General features: G+C 36.7%; 19 protein-coding genes. 8 read left to right on the top strand and 11 right to left on the bottom strand.

Going from position 1 to position 23,230, the window contains the following annotated elements; genetic code table 11:
- Positions 1-34: 34 nt before the first annotated feature.
- Complete coding sequence (locus tag CFPU101_RS07045; protein WP_206814608.1) at positions 35-481, top strand: DUF29 domain-containing protein; 447 nt, start codon at positions 35-37, stop codon at positions 479-481.
- On the opposite strand, the gene CFPU101_RS07040 is transcribed toward CFPU101_RS07045, so the two are convergent.
- Positions 464-1,834 carry an ATP-dependent RecD-like DNA helicase gene (locus tag CFPU101_RS07040; protein WP_206814607.1) on the bottom strand — a complete coding sequence of 457 codons (1,371 nt, stop codon included), beginning with the start codon at positions 1,832-1,834 and terminating at the stop codon, positions 464-466. The genes CFPU101_RS07045 and CFPU101_RS07040 overlap by 18 nt on opposite strands.
- Before the next feature lie 195 nt (positions 1,835-2,029).
- On the opposite strand from CFPU101_RS07040, the gene CFPU101_RS26140 reads away from it, so the two are divergent.
- Entirely contained in the window at positions 2,030-2,296 is a 267-nt protein-coding gene (locus tag CFPU101_RS26140; RefSeq protein ID WP_307730436.1) for a PadR family transcriptional regulator, read from the top strand.
- The gene (locus CFPU101_RS07035; protein WP_307730435.1) at positions 2,290-2,574 is read left to right on the top strand and encodes a hypothetical protein; all 285 of its coding nucleotides are present in this window, start codon (positions 2,290-2,292) and stop codon (positions 2,572-2,574) included. Before CFPU101_RS26140 ends, CFPU101_RS07035 begins: the two co-directional genes overlap by 7 nt.
- A gap of 1 nt (position 2,575) precedes the next feature.
- Here the strand turns inward: CFPU101_RS07035 and CFPU101_RS07030 are convergent, their stop codons facing one another.
- Positions 2,576-2,965 carry a hypothetical protein gene (locus tag CFPU101_RS07030; RefSeq protein ID WP_206814606.1) on the bottom strand — a complete coding sequence of 130 codons (390 nt, stop codon included), beginning with the start codon at positions 2,963-2,965 and terminating at the stop codon, positions 2,576-2,578.
- Between the two features lie 208 nt (positions 2,966-3,173).
- On the bottom strand, positions 3,174-3,815 hold the full coding sequence (locus tag CFPU101_RS07025; RefSeq protein ID WP_206814605.1) for a hypothetical protein: 642 nt from the start codon (positions 3,813-3,815) through the stop codon (positions 3,174-3,176).
- A 146-nt stretch (positions 3,816-3,961) separates the two neighbouring features.
- Here CFPU101_RS07025 and mutL point away from each other — a divergent pair, with 146 nt between their 5' ends.
- Positions 3,962-5,662, top strand: coding sequence for a DNA mismatch repair endonuclease MutL (gene mutL / locus CFPU101_RS07020; protein ID WP_206814604.1), 1,701 nt, complete (start codon positions 3,962-3,964; stop codon positions 5,660-5,662).
- Here the strand turns inward: mutL and CFPU101_RS07015 are convergent.
- Genes CFPU101_RS07015 through CFPU101_RS07000 form a run of 4 tightly spaced genes read right to left on the bottom strand, consistent with a single transcriptional unit; the run spans position 5,659 to position 10,031 of the window.
- The gene (locus tag CFPU101_RS07015) at positions 5,659-6,264 is read right to left on the bottom strand and encodes a Uma2 family endonuclease (RefSeq protein ID WP_206814603.1); all 606 of its coding nucleotides are present in this window, start codon (positions 6,262-6,264) and stop codon (positions 5,659-5,661) included. The two genes, mutL and CFPU101_RS07015, sit on opposite strands and share 4 nt — an antisense overlap.
- 16 nt (positions 6,265-6,280) lie before the next feature.
- Complete coding sequence (locus tag CFPU101_RS07010; RefSeq protein WP_206814602.1) at positions 6,281-7,453, bottom strand: FAD-binding oxidoreductase; 1,173 nt, start codon at positions 7,451-7,453, stop codon at positions 6,281-6,283.
- Positions 7,454-7,457: 4 nt separating this feature from the next.
- Positions 7,458-9,344, bottom strand: a complete 1,887-nt coding sequence (locus CFPU101_RS07005; RefSeq protein ID WP_206814601.1) for a phosphodiester glycosidase family protein — start codon at positions 9,342-9,344, stop codon at positions 7,458-7,460.
- 12 nt (positions 9,345-9,356) lie between these two features.
- Positions 9,357-10,031, bottom strand: coding sequence for an N-acetylmannosamine-6-phosphate 2-epimerase (locus tag CFPU101_RS07000; protein ID WP_206814600.1), 675 nt, complete (start codon positions 10,029-10,031; stop codon positions 9,357-9,359).
- A 128-nt stretch (positions 10,032-10,159) separates the two neighbouring features.
- On the opposite strand from CFPU101_RS07000, the gene cobN reads away from it, so the two are divergent.
- From cobN to CFPU101_RS06985, 3 genes are all read left to right on the top strand, one after another.
- Positions 10,160-13,963: a cobaltochelatase subunit CobN gene (gene cobN, locus CFPU101_RS06995; protein ID WP_206814599.1), complete on the top strand. Its 3,804-nt coding sequence runs from the start codon at positions 10,160-10,162 to the stop codon at positions 13,961-13,963.
- A gap of 158 nt (positions 13,964-14,121) precedes the next feature.
- Positions 14,122-15,009, top strand: coding sequence for an adenine-specific DNA-methyltransferase (gene yhdJ / locus CFPU101_RS06990; protein ID WP_206814598.1), 888 nt, complete (start codon positions 14,122-14,124; stop codon positions 15,007-15,009).
- A complete protein-coding gene (locus tag CFPU101_RS06985) occupies positions 14,990-16,147 on the top strand; it encodes a restriction endonuclease (RefSeq protein ID WP_206814597.1) in 1,158 nt (385 codons plus the stop codon). Before yhdJ ends, CFPU101_RS06985 begins: the two co-directional genes overlap by 20 nt.
- A gap of 212 nt (positions 16,148-16,359) precedes the next feature.
- Here CFPU101_RS06985 and CFPU101_RS06980 read toward each other — a convergent pair whose 3' ends face one another.
- From CFPU101_RS06980 to CFPU101_RS06965, 4 genes are all read right to left on the bottom strand, one after another.
- Positions 16,360-17,316, bottom strand: a complete 957-nt coding sequence (locus CFPU101_RS06980) for an ABC transporter permease (protein ID WP_206814596.1) — start codon at positions 17,314-17,316, stop codon at positions 16,360-16,362.
- A 5-nt stretch (positions 17,317-17,321) separates the two neighbouring features.
- Positions 17,322-19,253, bottom strand: coding sequence for a transglycosylase domain-containing protein (locus tag CFPU101_RS06975; protein WP_206814595.1), 1,932 nt, complete (start codon positions 19,251-19,253; stop codon positions 17,322-17,324).
- Positions 19,254-19,362: 109 nt separating this feature from the next.
- Entirely contained in the window at positions 19,363-19,779 is a 417-nt protein-coding gene (locus CFPU101_RS06970) for a pentapeptide repeat-containing protein (protein WP_242577806.1), read from the bottom strand.
- A gap of 213 nt (positions 19,780-19,992) precedes the next feature.
- A complete protein-coding gene (locus CFPU101_RS06965) occupies positions 19,993-21,687 on the bottom strand; it encodes a hypothetical protein (protein WP_206814638.1) in 1,695 nt (564 codons plus the stop codon).
- Positions 21,688-21,891: 204 nt separating this feature from the next.
- Between CFPU101_RS06965 and CFPU101_RS06960 the strand changes: the two genes are divergently transcribed.
- The gene (locus CFPU101_RS06960; protein ID WP_206814593.1) at positions 21,892-23,178 is read left to right on the top strand and encodes an NYN domain-containing protein; all 1,287 of its coding nucleotides are present in this window, start codon (positions 21,892-21,894) and stop codon (positions 23,176-23,178) included.
- Positions 23,179-23,230 lie beyond the last annotated feature (52 nt).

The following is a 23,230-nucleotide window of genomic DNA, read 5'->3' as shown; positions in this document are numbered from 1 at the left end:
GTAGCCAAAAATCTATCTAATAGGAGAGTCTAAAATGTCAACTAAGGCGCAAAAAAAGGTTGCTTATGAGACGGACTACAATCAATGGATTGAGGAAACGGTTAAACAACTACAAGACAGAGATTTTGAAGCGGTAGACTGGAAAAACTTAATTGAAGAGGTAATCGATTTGGGTAAGAGTGAAAAAAATGCAGTTAAAAGCCTTTTAACTCGTCTTTTAGAACACTTACTCAAGCTATCATACTGGGAAGCAGAGAAATCATACAATTCAAGAAAATGGCGTTCTGAAATTGTTACATTCAGAATCCAAATTCAAGATCGTCTTGAAGATTCTCCGAGTCTTAAAGTTTATTTAGAAAGTATTCATGATCATTGTTTAAAAAGTGCGATCGCTTCTATGTCCGAGTTATTTGATATACCCAGTGATGTTTATATTACTCTTGATGAGGCTCTAGAGAGTGATTTAAACCTGAATAATTAATCGATCGGATGCGCGACTATAAGCAACATAAAGGCTTTTGTAACGTTCGATTTCATTTGGATTGCGTAAAATATCTTTTTGTGCAACGAAAACATTTTGAAATGTTGAACCTTGTCCTTTATGACTGGTCATGGCATAGGCATAATTAACTTGAGCATAACGATTTCTGAGTGTCCAGTAATCCTCCCAAGGGTTTTTGACTTTTTTTAGCTTTTTAATTTGTGCTTGTTCTGCGTGATGTGAAAGATCAGTTTGAAATTTCTCATAAGAGGACGCATCTAGAACTTTAAGAATATGTTCAGAGCCTTCTTCATCGACTACTTTTAATCGCCACACATGATATTTACCACTGTTACTATAACTAGCACTGATGACTTCACATTCGGCACTCGCATTCATTAATATTGTTTCTTCCTCTTCATAGGGATCGAAAATTGTATCTTTTGCAATCAGTCGTTCTCCCGCGACATATGGCTGATCGGCGTGTTCGTATATCGCGTGACGGATATGATGATTAAGATAGTCTACTGTTTTGTTTGTCCATGCGATCGCTCTGACATAATCTGGGTTTTTCTGGTATGTGGGAGACTGAAACGCTTTGACCATCTGTTGTAGCCATTTTGATTTTTCTAAGACCCAAACTCCTTGAGATTGATCACAACTAAAATTACTATTGATGACTAAAGAACAATTTTGAGTAAAGACTTGTTCTCGTGCCGTTTGAATCATTGTCGAAATAGGATTCTCAGTTTGATTTCGCATAATCTGTGTCAGTTCAGCTTGTGCGGAAATTGCGGTAAATACGGGTGATTCTATTTCGTGGACGGGGGGTAACTGGGCAGGATCACCCATGCAGATTACTTTTACATTGCGCTTGGGTACGATCGTCGATAGAAGTTGCCATAATTTAGAGGACACCATCGACGCTTCATCTAAAATCACGAGTTTGTATTTTTTGAGCTTAGAGTCTCGTCCTTCGACTAATGTACGTCCTCCTTCTTCGTCGTAGTCCAACGTTAATCCGAGAAGCTGATAAATCGTGGCAAAATCGACATTTTCAATTTTCCAAGTATCAGCCATATTTCTGAGGACTTTGACTGCTTTATGAGTCGGTGCCGCACACGCTATCCAAATATTTCTATTTTCGGTTTGCAGTTTTTGGATGAGTGCTTGGATGGTAAAGGTTTTCCCCGTTCCCGCATAACCTTTGAGCAAGAAAAAATGAGCATCAGATTTAAGAAACGCTTGCATTGCTGAAAGAGCCGATTTTTGTTGGTCATTCAATTGCGCCAACATGGGTGATTCTGGCTGTATTTTCACTCGTTGCTTTGTTTTCTGTTGTTTGAGGCTCATGCTCTTGGCAATATTTACGTTGATACGATTAACTCAATTCCAGTTTACTCTCGATCTTGACATTCCCTACATACACAAGAGTACAAATCTTAGAACAAATCAAAGTTAGTGGGGTTCAGTTGCCGTTTTCGATATATCGAGATATATTAAAAAATAACGATATATCGTTATGTATCAAATTTAGAGGAAATAAAGATGTTTCGATGTTCAAAATATTTCGCTCCAGTATGGGAGGGGGCTTATTTTGATCCCCGATTTGGAGAGTATCAATCGTTTAGACAAAGCAGAGGATCGAGAAGAGGATGGGGAGATCAACCTCGGATGCGACGCGGTGAAATCAGAATTATCTTATTGGAACTTCTATCCGAAGGGCCGAAACATGGGTATGAACTGATTAAAGAATTAGAATCACGCTTTTGTCGGGTTAGTCCAGGTTCAGTTATCCAACCCTTCAGATGCTAGAAGAGGGGAGTTATTTGACCAGTGAGGCAGTAGACGATAAACGGGTATATACCATCACAGAAAGCGGTAGACAGTTGCTTAATGAGCGTCAAAGACCCGCTACAGAGTCGATGCGCGGTCAACCTTCTGCTGAACTGATGGACTTACGAAAAGCGGTGACTGAATTAAATGATGCGATCGCAATTGTCGCTCGTAGTGGCACATCAGAACAAACCTTACAACTCCGCGACTTATTGATTCAGTTAAAGCGCGAAATTTATAGAATTCTTTCGGAGTAATTTAGAGGTTTTTGGGGTCGAGTTGAATTCTCCAAACATCCTCGGCAGTTCTTGGTGTAGGGGAACCGATCTCATTATTTGAGTCACCCGATTCTAATCCAAAACTGAAACCACGATTAATGGGGATAAATCCGATTCTCCCGTAGCCGATGATATTGTTAAGATCTGAAATACGCGGTGTTCCTAGATTTAGGATGACCTGACTATCATCAGTGAAATGGAGAATCGCTCGATTTCCTTTAAATTCCACCATTACATCATACACGCCACCAGTCTTTTGATAGTAGGCTTTTGCTGGAAACTTTTGATTATCAATGTTTTTTCCTTCGTATTCAGCCGCTATTACAGGTGTAGTCAATAATACAGTAGATAAAATGAGCGAGAATTTCATAGTGTTTTTTTCTTAGCTTATTTTTTATCTATGATATTTGCTTCTCTTAAAATGAATATTTTTTTTAAGAATTGGTTTTTAATTTTAGTCAAATCTAGGGTTTGGAGACCAAACCCCTACGGTTACCAGTAATCAGTTTGAGGGATGAAAGTTTTTTTGATTGATTACTGTTTACTGTTTATTGTACAAAACCCCTACAATTTCGGTATTATTCTTTTTTTTCACCGATATTAGGCAGTCTTCCAGGTACATTTTCAATTGCAGCCAGTGCAGCACGAGATCCCGCAAGTATATCGCGTTCCTCACCCCCTAAATAAAGTCGTCCAAAGCTTCCGACGGCGGTGACTTGTAGAATATTAATTAAAGCGGCTTTTTCAGCTTCATTGGCAGCTAATGCGGCATAGGCAGCAGGTTGGACTTCTAAGACATATAATGTTTGTCCTGCAAGTAACATTTGACCGCGACGATTTCGATTAATTAATTGACTTTGGTACGGATCTATGTTGCGGATGATTTGGCTGGAGACGACTTGCGGTTTGATACAGTCTCTGGTGGTGACTCCTAGATATTGTACGATCGCACTTCCTGCTGCTCTAACTTCCCCTTGATTGCTAGAATGAATTTCTAAGAGTCCGTACAGTCGTTCGATAAACAGTACTCCTGGACGCACGACAGCCGATTTAAGCGCGATATCTGTAATTTTATTAATTTCTATACCGGGCGAAACTTCAATCCACAGAGACGCATCCCCTGGTATGGGTAAATATCCTAGTGCAACAGTACCAATATAGGCGGCGTGTTGTTGCTGCAAGTTATCTAAATAAACGTAGCTACGAAGTTCGACACCCAAGTTAAATAATCTCCTTATTTCTCCCCTAGTTAGATTACCGTATTCTGAAGGGTTTTCGATTGAGTTGTGTTGGCAATTCACTCCACGCGATCAGATGCACTAGATTGTTATCATGGTAAGGTGATTTTTTTTAGCCGTTTGATGTAATGAAAATTCAATCCTTACCACTTGATGTCATTAATTTGATTGCTGCTGGTGAGGTAATTGATTCTCCAGTAGCAGTCGTTAGAGAATTAGTCGAGAATGCGCTTGATGCAACAGCTAATCGAATTGTGATCTCGATCTATCCTCAATTATGGCGCATCCAAGTATCTGATAATGGCGATGGTATGATCTTAGACGATTTAAAGGTCTGTAGTCAGCCACACAGTACCAGTAAGATTTATAGTCATGATGATTTATGGCGTATTACCAGTTTAGGGTTTAGAGGCGAAGCTTTACATAGTATTGCTCAAGTTGCTGAATTAGAGATTGCCAGTCGTTCGGTGTTAGATGATGATTTAGGATGGCGTGTGCGTTATACTCCACAAGGGGAAATCGAAAATCTCACAGCAGCAGCGATCGCATCAGGTACCATCATTACAGTCTCTAATTTATTTAGTAATCTTCCTGTACGTCGCAACGCTTTACCTGCAATTAATCAGCAACTCAAAGGGATACAATCTTTTATTCATCAAGTCGCGTTATGTCATCCTTGTGTCACGTGGCAAGTCTTTCAAGATGATACACCTTGGTTTAAGATTAGTCCGAGTACGAGTTCTCATCACATTTTACCGCAAATCCTCAAAAGCGTTCATCATACGGATTTACAGGCATTAATTCTAGAAATAGCAACCCCTCATGAGAATTGTTCTAATATTCAAAGAACTACCTCTAAAATTGAATTAGTGGTTGGATTACCCGATCGTTGTCATCGTCATCGTCTCGATTGGGTTAAAATTGCGGTTAATGGTCGCATGATCCGTAATTCTGATTTAGAACAGACGATTGTTACATCCTTTGCTAGAACTTTACCACGGGATCGATATCCTGTCTGTTTCCTACATTTACAAACCTGTCCCAGTTTGATTGATTGGAATAGACACCCGACTAAATCTGAAATATATTTGCAATCTCTTTCATTTTGGCAAGAACAAATTCAAAATGCGATTGATCAAGCTTTAAAAATTAGTTCGGCAACTCTTCCCACTGCTTTATACAATAGCCGTGTCAGTAATCTGATTAAAGCAGCAGAGGAAAAAAGCACTTATCACGTTGCACCCGCGCCAAAAAGCGAGACGATTAAATCTAAAGATGATTGGGGATTAATCGAATTAACAGCCGTTGCCCAAGTACGGAATACTTATATTGTAGCGGAACACGATAACGGATTATGGTTAGTTGAACAACATATTGCACATGAAAGGGTGTTATATGAAAAGTTACAGGATCATTGGGAGATTATTTCTTTAGAGACTCCAATTATTTTAAAACAACTCAATGCGCGTCAAGTTGAGCAATTAAAAGAATTAGGATTAGAAATAGAAACCTTTGGGGAACAACTTTGGGCCGTTCGTAGCGCACCGAAGATGTTAAGCGATCGTAATGATTGTCAAGAAGCGTTAATCGAATTAAGTTGGGGAGGAGACTTAGAAACCGCACAAGTTGCTACCGCGTGTCGAAGTGCTATTAGAAATGGAACTGCTTTAACTTTAGTTGAAATGCAGACGATCTTAAATCAATGGAAGATTACCCGTAATCCTAGAACCTGTCCTCATGGTAGACCTATTTACTTATCTTTGGAAGAATCTTCTTTATCGCGTTATTTCCGTCGTCATTGGGTAATAGGAAAAAGTCACGGTATTTAGTCTTGTTCTGGTTCAATTTCGTCACTTTCTTCAAATTCTACTCTAGAATATAGTTCATTAAAGGGAATTTGAAATTCAAGAGAAGATAATGTCAATATTGCTTCTTCTCCATCAAAGTAACTATAGAACCATTGTTCTTCAGTTTGTTTAACATATTTTTCAACGGAGTAACGATATTGATTAATCATAATATATTCATTTAAACTCAATAAAGAACGATACATTTTAAACTTTTCAGTTCGATCATAATCTTGTGTGGATTTAGATAAAACTTCGACAATCACTTGAGGATTTGTTACTGTTGTTTTGCTTTTGTTTGTATAATTTGGTTTTCCTTTAATAATCATGACATCAGGATAGGTATATAAATTGTAATCTGGAACTGATAACCGAACATCATTCATATAAATTTCATACTCTTGGTTATTGATGGTAATTAGAAATTTACTGTAGAAATTACCTACAATTTTATTATGATTTGTTGTTCCTCCAGTCATCGGGATGATTTCTCCATCGTGGTATTCACTTTTGTATTCTGCGGTTTCTTCGAGTACAAAGTATTCTTCTCGTGTGTAGTATTTTTTTTCGGTTTGAGTAATCATTGTTAATTTTTTGATTTTAATTGGGTTTGGAGACTAAACCCCTACATTGTTCAATTATAAAATCATTTCCCTCGATTAACCAATTAGCGAAATGTCTGGCTAATGGTGGTGCAAAAGCTAAAGTGCTGGTAAATCCTGAAAATGTATAGATTCCTGTCCATTCTTCGATTTTACCGACTAAAGGTTGTGTATTATTAGAAAATGCGACAAGACATTGTTCTAAGGTTCCTGGGATGTCTTTTAATTCTGGTAAAATCTGTCCTATTTCTTGACGTATTTCTTGTTCACTCAGTATCGAGTTAACTTTTGTATAGGGATCTGTAATAAATTGACTAATTTGACCTAAACATAAATGATTATCGATAAATTGAATTGCTCCTGCTTCACAAATGCTATCTAAAATATTTGTATTAGGATTAATCCATCGGTTTTCGTTTTCAGTTTGTGTAACTTTATTTTCAATCTCTAATCTTTTTAAAATGGCAGGCATTACTAAGGTTTTTAGTTTAATCTCAGTTGGTTTTGTCACAATAACTTGAGCGTTACTAAAATAAATTTTTAGATTGATTCCAATTTGTTTTAATAAACTACGTGTTAAACCACCCGCACAAATAATTATTTTATCTGCATAATATTTATTTTCTGATGTTTCTACACCGATAATTGTTTGCTCTTTTTCAAGAAACTGGGTCACTTGTTCATACTGAATTTTTCCACCCAAACGACAAAAAGCGTTTAAATATGCTTGATTTGTTTTTTTAGTATTTATATGTCCATGCGGTAATTTTAAAACTCCAGAAATCGCATCAGAGTTTAATAATGGTTCAATATCACACGCTTCTTGTACTGAGAGTAATTCGGGTTTTATCTCAAATTTATTATAGTTTTGTAGAATACTTTCTGGGTTAGTCTCTCGAGGAATATATAAGATTAAATCAATTTCTCTAAATTCCGTATCTGAACCTAATTCATCTGATAAGTTACGATGTATTTCTATTCCTTCTCGACAGAGTTGACGGTTTAAATCTGTAATTCCAGACCAATAGGCTAAACCACCATAACTATAGCGTGTTGCGTTATCAGAAATTGCATCTTTTTCGAGGAGTAAAACTTTAGCATTTTTTTTCGCTAATTCGTATGCTAATGCAGAACCCGTTATTCCACCACCAACAATAATAAAATCGTACATTTATTTAAGGAGAAGTCTTGAGAAAAAGTCCTATCCCATTATGAACTCTTGCTGCGGTTTGCGGATAACGATCAATTAAATTTCCCCCTAGATATAATGAAGTAGAACTCCCTCCATCTAAATTCAGTGCATTCACCGCACCTAATTGTTGTAAGATTTGAGCAAATTCTGTTAATGTTGCACCTTTTCCCGCAACACGGTTATGGACTGCGACTAGAATAATTCTATCAGATGATAGAGTAGCGATCGAACTTCGTGACGCACTTTGTTGTTGAAAGGGTTTACTGAATTTTTCTGCGTCTGGGTTTAAGACAATACGTCTATTCTGTAATAATAATGGCCCTGCACCGATAATATTAGAATATGAATCGAATTCTCTTGGAATAGTCGAACGATTAATTTTAACGGTTGTTCCTTTGGTTAAATAGGTTGCTGGAACATCATCTTTACGCAAAATAAGTAAATAGCCATTTGGGGGAATTGGAATAGAATCTTGTCCCGCTATATTTGCTTTATACTGAGCAGTAATTTGATTATTTTCTACGGTGATGATGGTTTCTTTGTCGGTGAGAGTTGTATAAGTATTTCCCCATTCCGAGGTATATCGCGCTATCCCTGTTTCTAAGTAGGCACTGTTGAGAAAATTTATCGTAAACTGTTGGTTAGGTGTAATTAGATTTTCTTGTAAAGTCAAACGATCAACTTTTATTTGTCCTTGATTGTTCCACGCAACAGCACCTCGATTTAGAATAGGACTAGAATACCATTTCCCATCGACTCGAATGGCACCTAATGGGAGTTGGTTGTTACGATTAAAAAATCCTGCGTTTATTGCTGCTATTGCTTCAGTATCTCTTCCCATTGTTGTGAGTGGAAGTATTCCTGTTAAACTTTCTTTTTTCGGTGTGATGGGTTTTAGGGTAAGTTTAGAGGAACGTAAGTCTATTTCTAACCATGTGACGGGAAAATAATCTTGCTGTAATTTAACATAACGTTGATGAAATGTGAGTCCATTTTGCCAAGTAATTTCTTTTTCTCGTAGGGTATCTGGACGAATATCAATGATTAAACGGTTAGGATTAGAAATAGTATACGCTTGTATTCCATAAGCAGTCTGTAAGTTTAATTTGAGTTGGGTTGTTGTTCCATTTTGTGTCAGTGAAAAGAGTTGCGGTTGTATTTTTGGTATTGTTGGACTTCCTAAATCATCTTCATCGATATTAGTGTTATTTTCTGTAATGATAGGTTGTGGTTGATATTGTGCGAGTAAAGTTGGGTCAGTTATTCCTTCTATATTCAAAGTTGCTTCATTTTTCACTTGACTAACTTGCCATGTCGTCGGACGATCTAAAGATAGTACCAGACGTTGTATTCCATTTTCTTGTAAGGTGTATAAATCATTAACTTGTGCTGTAGGATAATTAATCTGTAGAGTATCCCCAACGATATTAATTTCTGCTGCCATTTGTTGAATGAGTTGGGTAATATCTAAATAGCGATAAGGTGCAAGAAATTTTGTATTTAGATAAATAGGTTGATTGGGGTTTGCTAGATACCAATACACAGGTTGTTGGTTTGGGTTATTGGTACTGAGTAATTCTATTCCAAGTGTTGTACTTGCACCGATATCCGATAACCCTGTATGTGTCGTTGTTCCTTCTTTCCATTGACTCCACGCAACTGTAAATTTTTTTCCGTTAATTGATATTTCTTTTCCCTGTTGTTGGGTTGGGATGATGGTTGTATCTGAAACGAAAATAGGTTCAGCTTGTAGAGTATTAGAAAACGCTTGAGAGGTTTCTGGGGGAAAAAGGGAAAAGGAATAATAGAGAAGCGACACCACCAATGATGAAAGGGAAAATTGACTGATTAATATTAAATTCTCTCTCATTAATTGAGTCCTTTACTGTAAAGCATTGTAAAAAGACTTGACTTTTAGATCAATTCCTGTGATGGCGGTTCCGACAACAACTGAATATGCACCTAAGTCTAATGCTTTTTTTGCTTCATCGGGTGTAGCGATACCTCCTTCACAAATTATAGGAACCGATAATTGTTTGACCATTTCTGTTAATAATTCGTAACCAGGTGGGGTTAAATGTTTTGTTTCTTGAGTATATCCATAAAGCGTCGTTCCGATGATATCCGCACCTGCGTTTTGAGATACGATCGCATTCTCAATTGTATCCACATCTGCCATTACTAATTTGCCTAATTTTGTTTTAATTTGCTCAATAAGATTAGATAAGGTTTCACCGTTAGGACGGTTTCTGGATGTTCCATCAATGGCTATAATATCCGCATCCGCTTGGGCAATTGATACCGCGTGTTCAAACAAGGGTGTAATATAAACTTTACTCTCTGGGTATTGTCTTTTCCACAAACCAATAATGGGAATATCGGGTAACTGTTTTCTCACTGCTTGAACATGAGATGGGGTATCGACTCTTATTCCGACTGCACCTTGATTAACCGATGCTTTCGCCATTGCTGCTATTATTGTAGGATCATGTAGAGGAGAGTCTACAGGTGATTGACAAGATACAATTAATCCTGATTTGATCTGTTCTATGTTCATCGTTTGAGGGACTTTGGTTTTATTTATTGTAGAGACGAGATATGATGCGTCTTTACCTTACTTACTAGAATTACTTTAAATTTCTTTAAAATCCCAAAAATATATTATTTCTCAAGAAAAAAATTAAAATGCACCGCATCGCTGCTACACCTGGTGGATGGAACCCCGATACAGATGGAGTGATTATCATTGAACAAACTCCCGCTTCTATAATATTCTTATCCTCTGCTGATACAGATATTCAAACTTTAGCCGCTACTTTATCTAGTTTACCCCCACACTTTCCCTCAATTCGTGCCGTTAATCTTCTACAGTTACAGCAACCTTTTAGTATTGATAGTTATGCGGATACGGTTTTATCCAAAGCACAGATAATTATTCTTAGATTACTCGGTGGACGTTCCTATTGGTCATATGGTTTAGAAGTCGTCAAAGAAATAGCAGTAGAAAATAATATTGTCTTATTCGTTTTACCTGGTGATGATCATCCTGATACCACTTTGATGAGTCATTCCACTGTTTCTCTATCTATCGTCACTCAATTATGGCGTTATTTAACTGAAGGAGGAATTGAAAATTACTGCAACGGTTTAAAGTATATTTCTGATACTTGTTTGGAAAGTTCCTATCATCCTCCATCCCCCCAAATTGTCCCCAAAGTTGGAATCTACAAAGAAGGTAAAATCGGAAAAAGAGTCGGAATTTTATTTTATCGATCGCATTATCTCTCAGGTAACACCCTTCCCATCGATCATCTTTGTCTTGCGTTAGAAAAAAATTACTTAGCACCCGTAGCAATTTTTGTTTCATCACTCCGCGACACAGAAGTACAAGAGGAAATTTGGCAATATTTTTGTACTAACTCAGAACCCGTTCAAATTATTTTAAATACAACAAGTTTTTCTATCTCCCAACTCTCATCAGAAACCGATGTAGATCATACATATTACCAAAATTACTGGACTCGTTTTAATGTGAGTGTCTTACAAGTTATTCTTAGTGGGGGAACCGAAATAGATTGGGAAAATAGTTTAAAAGGACTTTCACCAAGGGATGTTGCGATGAATGTTGCTTTACCCGAAGTCGATGGAAGAATTATTACAAAAGCTATTTCTTTTAAGTCGGTACAAAAGGGAGATGAAAAATTAGAAACAGATGTAGTGATATATCAACCCAGAGAAGACAGAATTAAATTTATTGCCGAGTTAGCTGCAAATTGGGTCAGACTAAAAAACACTCCCCCAGAACAACGAAAAATAGCAATCATTTTAGCTAACTATCCGAACCGAGATGGAAGAATAGCCAACGGAGTCGGTTTGGATACTCCAGCAAGTTGTATTAATATTCTCCATGCTTTACAAGATGCGGGTTATTCTCTCAGTGATATTCCGAGTGATGGAGATGAATTAATCCAAAAGTTAACGACGGGTGTGACAAATGATCTTGACGCAAACGAATTAAGATCAGTCTATCAATCTTTATCGGTAGACGAATATCTAACTTACTTTCAAACTTTACCCCCAACCGTTCAACAAGAAATGACTAACCGTTGGGGAATGATTCAAGATAAAACTATTTTCCCTATTTCTGGAATACAACTGGATCATATTTTTATCGGTATTCAACCCTCTAGAGGCTATGATCTTGATCCAAGTTTGAATTACCATGCACCTGACTTAGAACCGACACACGAGTATTTAGCTTATTATTATTGGTTACGTCAAAACTTCGATGGGATTATTCATCTTGGTAAACACGGTAATTTAGAATGGCTACCAGGAAAAAGTATCGCTTTATCTGATGAATGTTATCCCGAAATTACTCTATCAACACTCCCGCATTTTTATCCATTTATCGTCAATGATCCAGGAGAAGGATCACAAGCAAAAAGACGCGCTCATGCAGTAATCATTGATCATCTTACTCCCCCGATGACACGTGCTGAACTCTATGGAGATCTACAAAAACTAGAAGCATTAATCGATGAATACTACGAAGCACAACAGTTAAATCCGTCTCGTTTGAAATTAATTAGCGCTCGTATTACCCAACTCATCACCCAATCTCATCTCAAAGAAGACCTCAACATTCAACAAATTACTTCCGAACTTCTCACCCAAGTAGATGGTTATCTCTGTGAATTAAAAGAAGCACAAATTAGAGATGGTTTACATATATTTGGTCAATGTCCCCAAAATGAACAACTCAGAGATTTAATTCTTTCAATTGCGCGTTCTCCGAGTTCTAATCGTCTTGGTTTAACTCGTGCTATTGCTCAAGATTTAGATCAGGGTTTTGATCCACTAACTGTAAAACCCGATGAACTTTTATCCCCAAGCGAAAAACTACCCAACTGTAGAACAACGGGAGATGCGATCGCTTTTCTCGAAACCACAGCAACTCAACTGATTGAAAATCTTCTTTTAGTCGATGAGTTTGAAGACCAAACCTTTGACAGTCATCAGTCATCAGTGACCAGTAATCAGTATGGTGTTGATTTGACTGTTTTACTGTTTACTGATTACTGTTTACTGAACCAAACCCCTACCGTTGGCAAAAATACACATATAGAACTGAATTGGATTAAAACTGCTTTACTTCCTGCCCTCCAAAAAACCAGCCAAGAACTTACCTATTTACTTGCAGGATTAAACGGCGAATATGTACCCAGTGGAGCATCAGGCGCACCGACGAGAGGAAGACCTGATGTATTACCCACAGGACGCAATTTTTATTCAGTTGATATCCGTGCTATCCCCACTCCTACCGCTTGGGATGTCGGACGAAAAGCAGCAGAAAACCTCATCGAAAAATATACCCAAGAACAGGGAGAATATCCCCAAACCCTAGCTATATCAATATGGGGAACCTCGACGATGCGTACAGGTGGAGAAGATGTTGCTCAAGTACTGGCTTTACTCGGTATACAACCCGTTTGGGATGGAATTTCTCGAAGAGTCGTGAATTTTGAAATTCTTACCCCGTCTGCGTTAGAGCGACCGCGTATTGATGTGGTAGTACGGGTATCGGGCTTTTTTAGAGATAGCTTCCCTAACTTACTACATATGCTTAATTCTGCCATAAATCAATTAGCCTGTCAAGAAGAAGAAAAAGAAATTAATCCATTAGCGGCGAAAGTGCTTACAGAAAGCGAGTTTTGGGAAAATCAAGGATTAACAAAAGAACAAGCGAAGGTGAGAGCAAGCTATCGAATATTTGGTTCTAAACCTGGGGCTTATGGTGCGGGTTTACAGGGTTTAATTGAATCACAAAACTGGGAAAATGATGATGATTTAGCTAGGGCTTATATGAACTGGAGTTGTTACGCATATGATGAAAAAGGTATTGGTCATCATGTACCCGAAATCTTCAAAACAAGAGTACAAGAATTACAGATTGTTTTACAAAATCAAGACAACCGAGAACATGATTTATTAGACTCCGATGACTACTATCAATTCCAAGGGGGATTAACTGCAAGTGTTAGATCGCTCACAGGAAAAAACCCGATCGTCTATTTTGGTAATAACTCCGTTCCATCTAATCCGAGAGTGAAAACATTAAATGAAGAAATTGCTAAAGTATATCGATCGCGTGTCATTAATCCCAAATGGATCGCAGGAGTCATGAGACATGGATATAAAGGAGCATTTGAAATGTCCGCAACCGTCGATTATTTATTTGCCTATGATGCTACTGCTCAATGTGTCGAAGATTATATGTATCAGGGTATTGCCGAAGCGTATCTTTTTGATGAAACCGTACAACAATTTATACAAGAAAAAAATCCTTGGGCATTGAGAGATATGGCAGAAAGATTATTAGAAGCTCATCAACGGGGATTATGGGAAAAAGTTGAACTTTCTGTTCTGGAGAAATTAAGAGCGATCGTTCACCAAGCAGAAGGTGTGATAGAAGGAAAGAATGCTTAAAATTCAAGTTTTAGGGGTAAGATAGGATTAAAAAATAATTATAAAAAGTTGTAATTATGATTTATGTATAATGAACACAATTAACTAGCTTTCATAAATCAGCAATAAAATATTAAGTTGATTAAAGTAAACACCGCTTATTCAGTCAATAAATAGTGATGTTTGAACAATTTAAAGATAGAAAGCATACTATATATCATGGCGATGCTCTGGAAATTTTGATTAAAGAGATTGGCTCAGAATCTATAGATCTTATTTTTATCGATCCTCCATACAATATAGGAAAACAGTTTTCAAATTTTTATGATAAATGGGAATCAGATAAAGATTATACAAAATGGGCTTATCAATGGCTTGATGAGTGCATTCGAGTCTTAAAGCCTAATGGAACTTTATATGTAATGGCTAGTACGCAAACAATGCCATATTTTGATATTTATTTAAGAGAAAAAATGGTAATACTTAGCCGAATCATCTGGCATTATGATAGTTCAGGAGTGCAAGCAACGAAATACTTTGGCTCTTTGTATGAGCCTATTCTTCATTGCGTTAAAGATAAGTATAATTATATCTTTAACTCAGAGGATATTAAAGTAGAAGCAAAAACAGGCGCACAAAGAAAGTTAATTGACTATAGAAATCCAATTCCAACTCAATACAATACTGAGAAAGTACCTGGCAATGTGTGGTATTTTCCTCGTGTCAGATATCGCATGAAAGAATATGAAAATCATCCTTCTCAAAAGCCAGAATCATTGGTAGAAAGAATTATTCTTGCAAGCAGTAATGAAGAGAGTATTGTACTAGATCCATTTGCAGGAACATTTACAGTTGCTGCTATGGCAAAAAAATTAGGAAGAAGTTCAATTAGTATAGAGTCACAGCAAGAATATCTTAGAATTGGGCTTAGGCGAGTTTTAGGTTGGCAGGAATACCAAGGAGAAAAGCTTGTATCTGTGCCAAAAAATAATACTATAAGAAATAAAATTGAGCAAAAGTTAGATATTAGACAGGGTAATCTTTTTAATGGCGATAGTACAGCATGAACTCACCCAGAAAATAATAGAAATTTTAAATTCTTATTTTCTTCGTCAAGGAAATGAAATTTTAAACTCTAGTGAGCTATTGCAATATCTGAACATTAAAACGAAAGCAACTAATCGAGGCTCTAAATCAAGAGCAGGCTTGGCAAATCTCTATGCAATTTATGTGCTTATTGAGGACTATTTGAATAAACAATTTCATCTACAAAATAACTATGAAGAATATGAAGGAGTTCAATTTTCTGTTCTTTTCTGCAGACAAAGAGAGCTTCCATTTGGCAGTAAATTACAAAATCATGCCCTAAATCATCGGTTGAATGAAGAATTTAAAAAATATTTTCCTATCTCAGTTTATGTTCCTATAATAAGAGATGTCAAAACAAATAGGTATTGGTTTAATGAAAATCTTATAAAGATTATTATTGAACACACAGAAATCAATCTTGCTCAAGCCATCAAAGATCTTATTGATGCGTATATAACAGCACGCCAAGAGGCATTTGATGAATTTATAGTTTATTGCCAAGAAATGCTTGTGATTCAACAACAAGAACCAACAAGGGCAATTGAATTTATTCGAGGTTTACTTAGACCAAATATAGATGCAAGAGTTTTTGAAATTGTAAGTTATGCAATTCTAAAAGAATACTATGCTGATCAACAAATATATTGGGGTTGGTCGCCCGATGAACTAAATGCTGAGTATCTTACTTTATATAAAACTGGTCGTACCAATGCAAATGATGGGGGTATAGATTTTGTCATGAAGCCACTGGGTCGTTTTTTTCAAGTAACAGAGACTATCGATGTAGGAAAATATTTTTTAGATATAGATAAAGTTCAAAGATATCCAATTACATTTGTTGTCAAAACTGAACAGCCAATTCAAAGCATTTTAAATAAGCTTATAGAACAAGCAACCATCAGATATAAAGTTAAAGCTATTGTCAGAAGATATATTGAATCCGTAGAAGAAGTAATCAACATTCCAGAATTAATGTGTCGTTTTGATTCAGTCCTTCAACAAGGTAGAGGGACAGTAGTAATTGAAGAAATAGTTTTACAAAGTTGTGTTGAATTCAATGTAGAAACAGAAGAACAGGACGTTATTATTGACGATGCTCCAATTGAAGAAGAGTAACTGTCAGTAAACTAATAATGCTTATGTTGTTTTACCGCCTGCTGCAATAAGGATAACGTGATCAATCTGAAATGATGCTTTTTGTCCAGCTTAAGATAATTGACACCGATCACTTGCTTATTATATTGGCAGAAAAATTATTCAAAGCTCATTAACAAAGCTAGAGAAAATAAGAACGATCTCGAAGAGATCCGCGAACGCGGTGCACATCATTAATATCGTACTCTAGGATCTAACCAACCATAAGCTAAATCAGCAATTAAATTAAAAATTACAATTAAAATCGCATAAATAAAAGTAATCGCCATGACTACTGGTGTATCACTACGATAAATAGAATCAATCAACAGTGAACCAATACCTGGAACTCTAAAGACTTGTTCAGTAATCAAAGCCCCTGTAAAAATCGCTGGAATATCCAAGGCAATTAATGTAACAACAGGTATCATTGCATTACGGATAATATGATTTTTAAAAACAGCAAAATAACTTAAACCTTTAGCATAAGCGGTTTTAATATATTCTTCATTGACTTCATCTAAAATTGCTGAACGAATAAAGCGCATTAACATCGCTCCTTGATAAAAAGCCAAAACCGCGATCGGCATAATTGACTGTTTAATTTGTTCAATCAAACTCGAAAAGCTATTAACGTTTAATGTGCTGTTATAAAAAGACGGCAGCCAACCAAGCTGAACATTAAAAATAATAATGAAAACTAATCCAGTAAAAAAAGTGGGTAAAGAAAAGCCCAATAGAGAAAAAGTATTAACCGCTTGCTCAATCCAAGTAAAACGTTTAACGACTGAAAGAACGGCTAAGGGAAAAGCAATCACAAGTCCTAAAAGATACGCTAATCCAACGACCCATAAAGTTGTCGGTAAACGCTGGAAAATAATCGCACTAACAGGACTTCTACTGGTAAACGAATAGCCCATATCACCCTGTAAAAAGGCAAAAACCCATTTAAGATATCTAATATAAATCGGTTGATCTAATCCTAAGCTTTTACGAATATTCTCGCGTACCGCCTCGGTCATCGATGGATTAGTCGCAAATTCACTCATCGGATCACCTGGAGCGAGCGCTAAGATCAAAAAAATAATAATACTAATCGCGATTAAAGTCGGAATGGAAAAAGCTAATCGTTTAATTAAATATTGAAACATATTAGCTATTTACTAGAAGGACGCGGAAACTTAGAAGGAGATGGGAAATATTTAACAGGTTCATTTTTCAATGCTTGTGACATAAAATCTCGCCAAATGGGAGCAACATAAACACCTCCCGTAATGCCGCGACCTAGAGGACGATTCTGATCATCACCCACCCACACCGCAGTTGCTAATTGAGGAACATAACCGACAAACCAAACATTTCTTTCTGTATCAGTTGTTCCTGTTTTTCCTGCTGCCTGACGACCAATTTGAGCCGATTTTGCGGTACCAGAAGTGATGACACCTTGTAAAACAGAAGTCAAAGATGCAGTCGCCCAAGGGTCTAAAACTAACTTCGGTTTGGGTGTATTATCGAGTAAGACATTTCCTCGACTATCGGTTACTTTAATAATCATTGTTGGGTCAGAATGCCAGCCATTACTAGCAAAGGTAGCATAAGCCCCCGCCATTTCTAAAGGGGTCACATCAACGGAACCCAAGGGCAAAGAAAGAACCGCATCTAAAGGGCTTTTAATACCCAAAGTCCGACAGACTTCAATCACTTTATTTGCTCCAACTTTGCGCCCGACAATGACAGCAGGGACATTTTGCGAGACAACAAGTGCATGACGAATTGACATCGCACCCGAATAGCCACCGCCATAGTTTTTCGGTTTGTAATAAATATCGCCATCTCTAAATCTAACGGGTACATCATTAATTACTGTATCTGGCGTAAACTTCCCACTCGCAAAAGCCGTATAGTAAACAAAAGGTTTAAAAGATGAACCAGGTTGACGACGAGATTGAGTCGCACGATTGAGTTGACTTTTTTCGTAATTAACACCCCCAACTACAGCTTTAACAAAGTGTGTCCGAGAATCAACCGCAACTAGAGCAATTTGTAAATTTTTGCTACGAAGCCCTTGACGACGAAGCCGATTATAGGCTCGATTAACCGTTGCTTCTGCCATTTTTTGAAAATTGTAATCGACGGTGGTTTGTACGCGCATTCCACCTTTAGCGACGGTTTCTTTGCCAAAACGTTCTTGCAATTCTTGTACGACTGCATCAGTAACAAAAGGTAAAGAACTTCCTTTCCAAGCAGTGGGTTTACCTAAAGCGATGGGAACTGCTTTGGCGGTTTCTTCTTCAGCAGCAGTTATCCAACCTAATTCACGCATCCTTTGTAAAACGACTGCTTGACGTTCTTTGGCTATTTTGTAGTCTCTAAAAGGACTGTAAACCTCTGGAGATTGAATTAAACCTGCCATCATCGAAGCTTCAGCGAGATTAAGTTGTGAAGCGGGTTTATTGAAATAACTAGCGGCGGCGGTTTGCGCTCCATAATTATTATGACCCCAGTAAATATTATTGAGGTACATTTCTAAAATTTTATCTTTAGGGAACACTTGTTCTACTCGAATGGCTAGAACGGCTTCAGCGAGTTTGCGAGTTACAGTACGTTGATGAGAAAGAAATATATTTTTGACAAGTTGCATCGTTAAAGTAGATGCACCTTCAACTACTTCCCCACTCTTAAAGTTAGCCAGTATCGCCCGACCAATACTATTCGGATTAATGCCTTTATGATAATAAAAATGACTATCCTCGATCGCTAAAACAGCCCGTTTCAAGTTAGGTGAAATTTCGTCGAGAGGGACAACTTCGCGGTTAGCTTCTTCATGGAGACTGGTTAGGGGTTTTCCCTTAACATCATATATATAACTTGTTTCTACTGGGGCATAACTATTAAGAATTCCAACATCGGGCAAATTCCGAAAACTAATCGCTAGTCCTACCAGTCCACCCGCTACAACCGCACTGGTAATCATCGTTAGACCTAGCATCGTTCCGCTAGTGGTTTTAGCCACTCCTTGCATAAAAGCCATCGTTGGCGAAACAGGTTTATTGTCTTTCGGTTGTTTGGATATAGCACTGGTGGACACGAGATTTTACTTCCTCAAACGGAGTTGTTCAAAGTTCAACTGAATTTTTGCTAACTTGATATTAGCTTACAAGAGTTTTATTTTAGTTAAATCAGTGACTATGCCAGTATTAAAAACAATTTAGAGTATCACGCGTGTTTCTTCCCGTTGTTGGGTTGGTACCAGTGGCGATATCACATAACTTTTGCTGTACATCTGGACGGATTAAAACATCGGTAAAATCTGCACCATCGATAATTGCACCATTAAACAGAGTGTTAATCGCAAAGGCACCCTCTAACACTGCATTTGTAAAATTAGTCCGCACTAAACGCGCTGATTCTAGGTCAGAATATCTCATATCTGCACCTTCAAAACTGGCTGATTCTAAATTAGCCGCAAAAAATCGCACACCCTGTAATTGTGCGTTACTAAAATTGCTCCCGCGTAAATTAGCATGATCAAAACTAGAATCTCTTAAATCTTGTCCCGCAAAATCGGCATCCATTAAGCTACGATTGTTATAACTCAATGCTTCAGCATTCATTGTCAAAAAAGTCAAGAAAAAAATTAGACTTAAAAAAGAGATCGCTAATGATTTTTTAACGCTCTTCAGCCCAAAGTATAAGCGTTTTTTCAGGTTCTTGAGCCACATAATCTAATCTGTAAATTGCTATCGTCTATTCCTTGATCCTATCTTGTTTTGAGCCAGCTTAACGATTAAAGGTGGGCAGCTAGACCCACCCATTCAATTTTTCGATTAAGACAGTAAAGCTTTAGTATTCGATGCACCAAGTTGTCGTAACTGACGAGACATTTGGAAACTGATTAATGATAAAGCAGTCCATTGTCCTAAAACCGATAATAGAAGCGGAAAAAGTGATGTTTGTGTTGGCACTCCTATCATGGGAAAAGCCGAGAAAAACCAAGGCCAAACTAAGTCAGTCGTCGAAAGTCGTAATACACTAAAACACAGTTGAGGTAGGGTAATTAAAGTGGCAAGTACTCCCGCAACCCAAATCGTACGTTTTTGCGATTTCTGTAATAAAATCCATTGTGCGATCGTACCATAAATCAAAATCATGTTAATAGTGATCAACAAACCGACTAAGGTCGCTATTTTGTATTCTTTGAGGGGAGATAAAAGAATAGCAGGAACTAGAATTAACATGACAATGGCTAAATTAAGGGCAAAAGCTAAGGGTGACGGACTTTTTTCCCCTAATAACAAATCATATATCAGATTTTTAGGCTTATTCAAATGACGATAGCGCATCCAATCTTGCATTGCTTGACGGTGTGGACTGATAGCTAACATCATCATCACTGAAAAAGCGACCAAAAATCCTTGAAGAATAGTATAGTTTACGAAAAGGCTTTCAGATCTTGGGGTTTGCAGCACAAATCCTAAACCCATCACAATAAAGCTACCTGTTAGCCAATAACTCTGAGATTTACTCAATAGGGTTGCTGTCGGTTGGTGGAAATATCGTTTTAAACCTTGAGCTATCCAATACGTCCACAAAACAAAATTGAAGATCATAAAACCCATACTAGCACTGGCATGACTCCAAATATTTTGACCATACCAGCTTAATTCTGACGCATTCGGTAGACCCAAATACCCAACTGCTGTGTTAGACAAAAAGGTAGATTGAACCAAATACGGTAAACTCATGGCAGGATTAAAGACCAAGAGAAAATTAAATGTTGTTACGGGGACATCTTGATTAACATCCGTATAGAACCAAAAAAGCCATAAAGTTGAGACAAAAAGAAACCATAAAATTGAACCACTCGCTAATAATCCTTGTAAATTACCGTTTTTATGACTAATTAAGCCAAATAATAGGGCAGCACTATAAAAAAAGGCACAACTCGCGATTTCTACGCCATAAAAACCTAAAATTAGATTTAAAGGAATTCTCGCGGCTAAACCTGCTATTAAATGAAAAGGTAGAGCCAAAGCCCCAACTAAATACAGTAAAATCGGAACACCTAAAATTTTACCCAAGAAAATATCTTTAGCCGATTGGGGACTTAAACGAATAAAATTTAATGTGCCTCTAGTTTCTTCTTTAGATAAATCGGCAATGAGTAAGTAAGTACCAACGACTAAAAAAGCACCAATTCCGACCAAGCTGATGAAGGTAAAAATATCCAGCCACCATAATTGATCTAAAATCATGGTGTGACCTTTAAGATCATTAATACAGTAAGCATTGTTATAGTAGTAGCCCCCTTGGTAGTTAGGTGGCGGACTGGCTGTACAATAACGGTTAAATCCTCCAGCTTTAACAGGTAAAAGACTTTTGTAGTTAAGATAGACCAGAATTTGACCAATAATCGAAATAGTCGAAGCGATTAATATATTTCGAGGTTTGAGCCGTCCTTTTAATTCTCGCACCAGTTGGGGATTCCATTCACCTATTAGATCGATTTGTTTTAATCCCATCATCTGTCATTCCTCATTTAGGGGATTCTCTATGAATTCCATGATGACTCGATTTTGAGTAATTGCCAAGTTAATTAAGATGGTGCAGGTTAAGATTTAGGATAGGTAAATACCGTAAGGGTTATCGAGTTGAGCAGTTAGCATCTAAGATAGATGTCAAAATCTAAGATTACTGGTTTAAAAATTCAATAGGTTTAGTGATTTATGCCTAAATATGCCGCTATTTTCTATAATATTGAAAATCTTCTTAAAGGATATGGTTCATCTCAAAATTTTATCAATAGTATTTCTTTAAAAGCTATTTATAGCCAGATTAAAAATACTTCACCCATTGAGAGAGTAACGATACAAAGAGCCTATGCCAACTGGAGTGATCCGAGATTAACTATTATGAAAGGTGAAATAAATGAATTAGGGATTGACCCGATTCAAATTTTTGGCTTTGGTCGAAATCAAAAGAAAAATGCAGCCGATATTCAACTCGCTGTCGATGCAATCGATATTGCTTATCTTAGAAATACAATTGATATTTTTGTGATTGTCTCTGGAGATGGAGGATTTTCTACACTGGCCAAAAAACTACATGAATATGGGAAATATGTGATTGGCTGTGCGTATAAATCTTCAACTAATAAAATTTTTGAATCGGTGTGTGATATTTTTATTGGAATTGATGAACCCGAAGAAGCCGAACCCGAAAATTTAGAGTTAGGTAAAACATTAAAAATTACTAATCCTAAAGTTTTGCGAATGTCGGAACAGATTAGCCGTTTAACGACGCAAAGCAAACCTGAAATGATTATTAAATCCAAAGAAATTATTAATTGGTTGATCAAAGATCTAGAAAGCCAAAAGGAATTATTAAAAAATGGCATTCATCTTTCTGTGATTAAAGAAGCTTTTAAATATGGGATTGAAGATTTTAATTGTTCGAGTTTAGGATTTGCTAAATTTATAGATTTTCTGAGATTTTTTTGTAGTCATACAGAAGTTCATGTTTTAAAATCAGATAATTTTGAAGTTAAAATCGCCCATCGCAAAACAGAAATAAAAGGTTTTGAGGCTTTGGAAGATCTTAGCCAAGATTATTTATATTCACCCGAAAATTATCTTTCTATCTTGTCAAGTAGTAAACCAAGTTTTAAAATTGTACATCCTCAAGATTTAAAAAGTATTTCATTAAGTTTAGCTTCATTACCGAACAATCCTTATAATTTAGATGGTCTATTAGAATACTTAAATGATTTTCATAAAGACTTAGATAGTGAAAGAATTAATTCAGTTGTTTTAACACTTATTAATGCGGATATTTTTGAGCGGGAACCAGAGAATAGCGTGCTTTCTGAGCAAACTTTAACGCTAAAAACAGAATACAATAATCCAGATTCAATTATTAAAAAAGTTAAAGAAGCAATGCAAAATAAATTATCTTCGTTTTGGGGTTCAAATTTTAGAATAGATATCTTTAATTTAATTACCGCAAATTTATAAATTAATGTCTAAAATAAAATGTATAAAAGATAATCTTTCTAAAAAGCGTCTA

Origin of the sequence: Chroococcus sp. FPU101 (assembly GCF_017312365.1) — a bacterium.
In the GTDB taxonomy this organism is placed as follows: Bacteria; Cyanobacteriota; Cyanobacteriia; order Cyanobacteriales; family Microcystaceae; genus Chroococcus.
Note: the sequence above shows the minus strand (reverse complement) of the source record. Positions and strands in the feature narration are given on the sequence as shown.

Excerpts from the sequence above, each read along its gene's own strand:
- CFPU101_RS07045 (WP_206814608.1), top strand. The coding sequence starts at position 35 with ATGTCAACTAAGGCGCAAAAAAAGGTTGCTTATGAGACGGACTACAAT.
- CFPU101_RS06970 (WP_242577806.1), bottom strand. The coding sequence starts at position 19,779 with ATGAATGCTGAAGCATTGAGTTATAACAATCGTAGCTTAATGGATGCC.
- CFPU101_RS07040 (WP_206814607.1), bottom strand. The coding sequence starts at position 1,834 with ATGAGCCTCAAACAACAGAAAACAAAGCAACGAGTGAAAATACAGCCA.
- CFPU101_RS07030 (WP_206814606.1), bottom strand. The coding sequence starts at position 2,965 with ATGAAATTCTCGCTCATTTTATCTACTGTATTATTGACTACACCTGTA.
- CFPU101_RS26140 (WP_307730436.1), top strand. The coding sequence starts at position 2,030 with ATGTTTCGATGTTCAAAATATTTCGCTCCAGTATGGGAGGGGGCTTAT.
- CFPU101_RS07010 (WP_206814602.1), bottom strand. The coding sequence starts at position 7,453 with ATGTACGATTTTATTATTGTTGGTGGTGGAATAACGGGTTCTGCATTA.
- yhdJ (WP_206814598.1), top strand. The coding sequence starts at position 14,122 with ATGTTTGAACAATTTAAAGATAGAAAGCATACTATATATCATGGCGAT.
- CFPU101_RS06965 (WP_206814638.1), bottom strand. The coding sequence starts at position 21,687 with ATGGGATTAAAACAAATCGATCTAATAGGTGAATGGAATCCCCAACTG.
- CFPU101_RS07005 (WP_206814601.1), bottom strand. The coding sequence starts at position 9,344 with ATGAGAGAGAATTTAATATTAATCAGTCAATTTTCCCTTTCATCATTG.
- CFPU101_RS07035 (WP_307730435.1), top strand. The coding sequence starts at position 2,290 with ATGCTAGAAGAGGGGAGTTATTTGACCAGTGAGGCAGTAGACGATAAA.
- CFPU101_RS07015 (WP_206814603.1), bottom strand. The coding sequence starts at position 6,264 with ATGATTACTCAAACCGAAAAAAAATACTACACACGAGAAGAATACTTT.
- mutL (WP_206814604.1), top strand. The coding sequence starts at position 3,962 with ATGAAAATTCAATCCTTACCACTTGATGTCATTAATTTGATTGCTGCT.
- CFPU101_RS07000 (WP_206814600.1), bottom strand. The coding sequence starts at position 10,031 with ATGAACATAGAACAGATCAAATCAGGATTAATTGTATCTTGTCAATCA.
- CFPU101_RS06980 (WP_206814596.1), bottom strand. The coding sequence starts at position 17,316 with ATGTTTCAATATTTAATTAAACGATTAGCTTTTTCCATTCCGACTTTA.
- CFPU101_RS06985 (WP_206814597.1), top strand. The coding sequence starts at position 14,990 with ATGGCGATAGTACAGCATGAACTCACCCAGAAAATAATAGAAATTTTA.
- CFPU101_RS06960 (WP_206814593.1), top strand. The coding sequence starts at position 21,892 with ATGCCTAAATATGCCGCTATTTTCTATAATATTGAAAATCTTCTTAAA.
- cobN (WP_206814599.1), top strand. The coding sequence starts at position 10,160 with ATGCACCGCATCGCTGCTACACCTGGTGGATGGAACCCCGATACAGAT.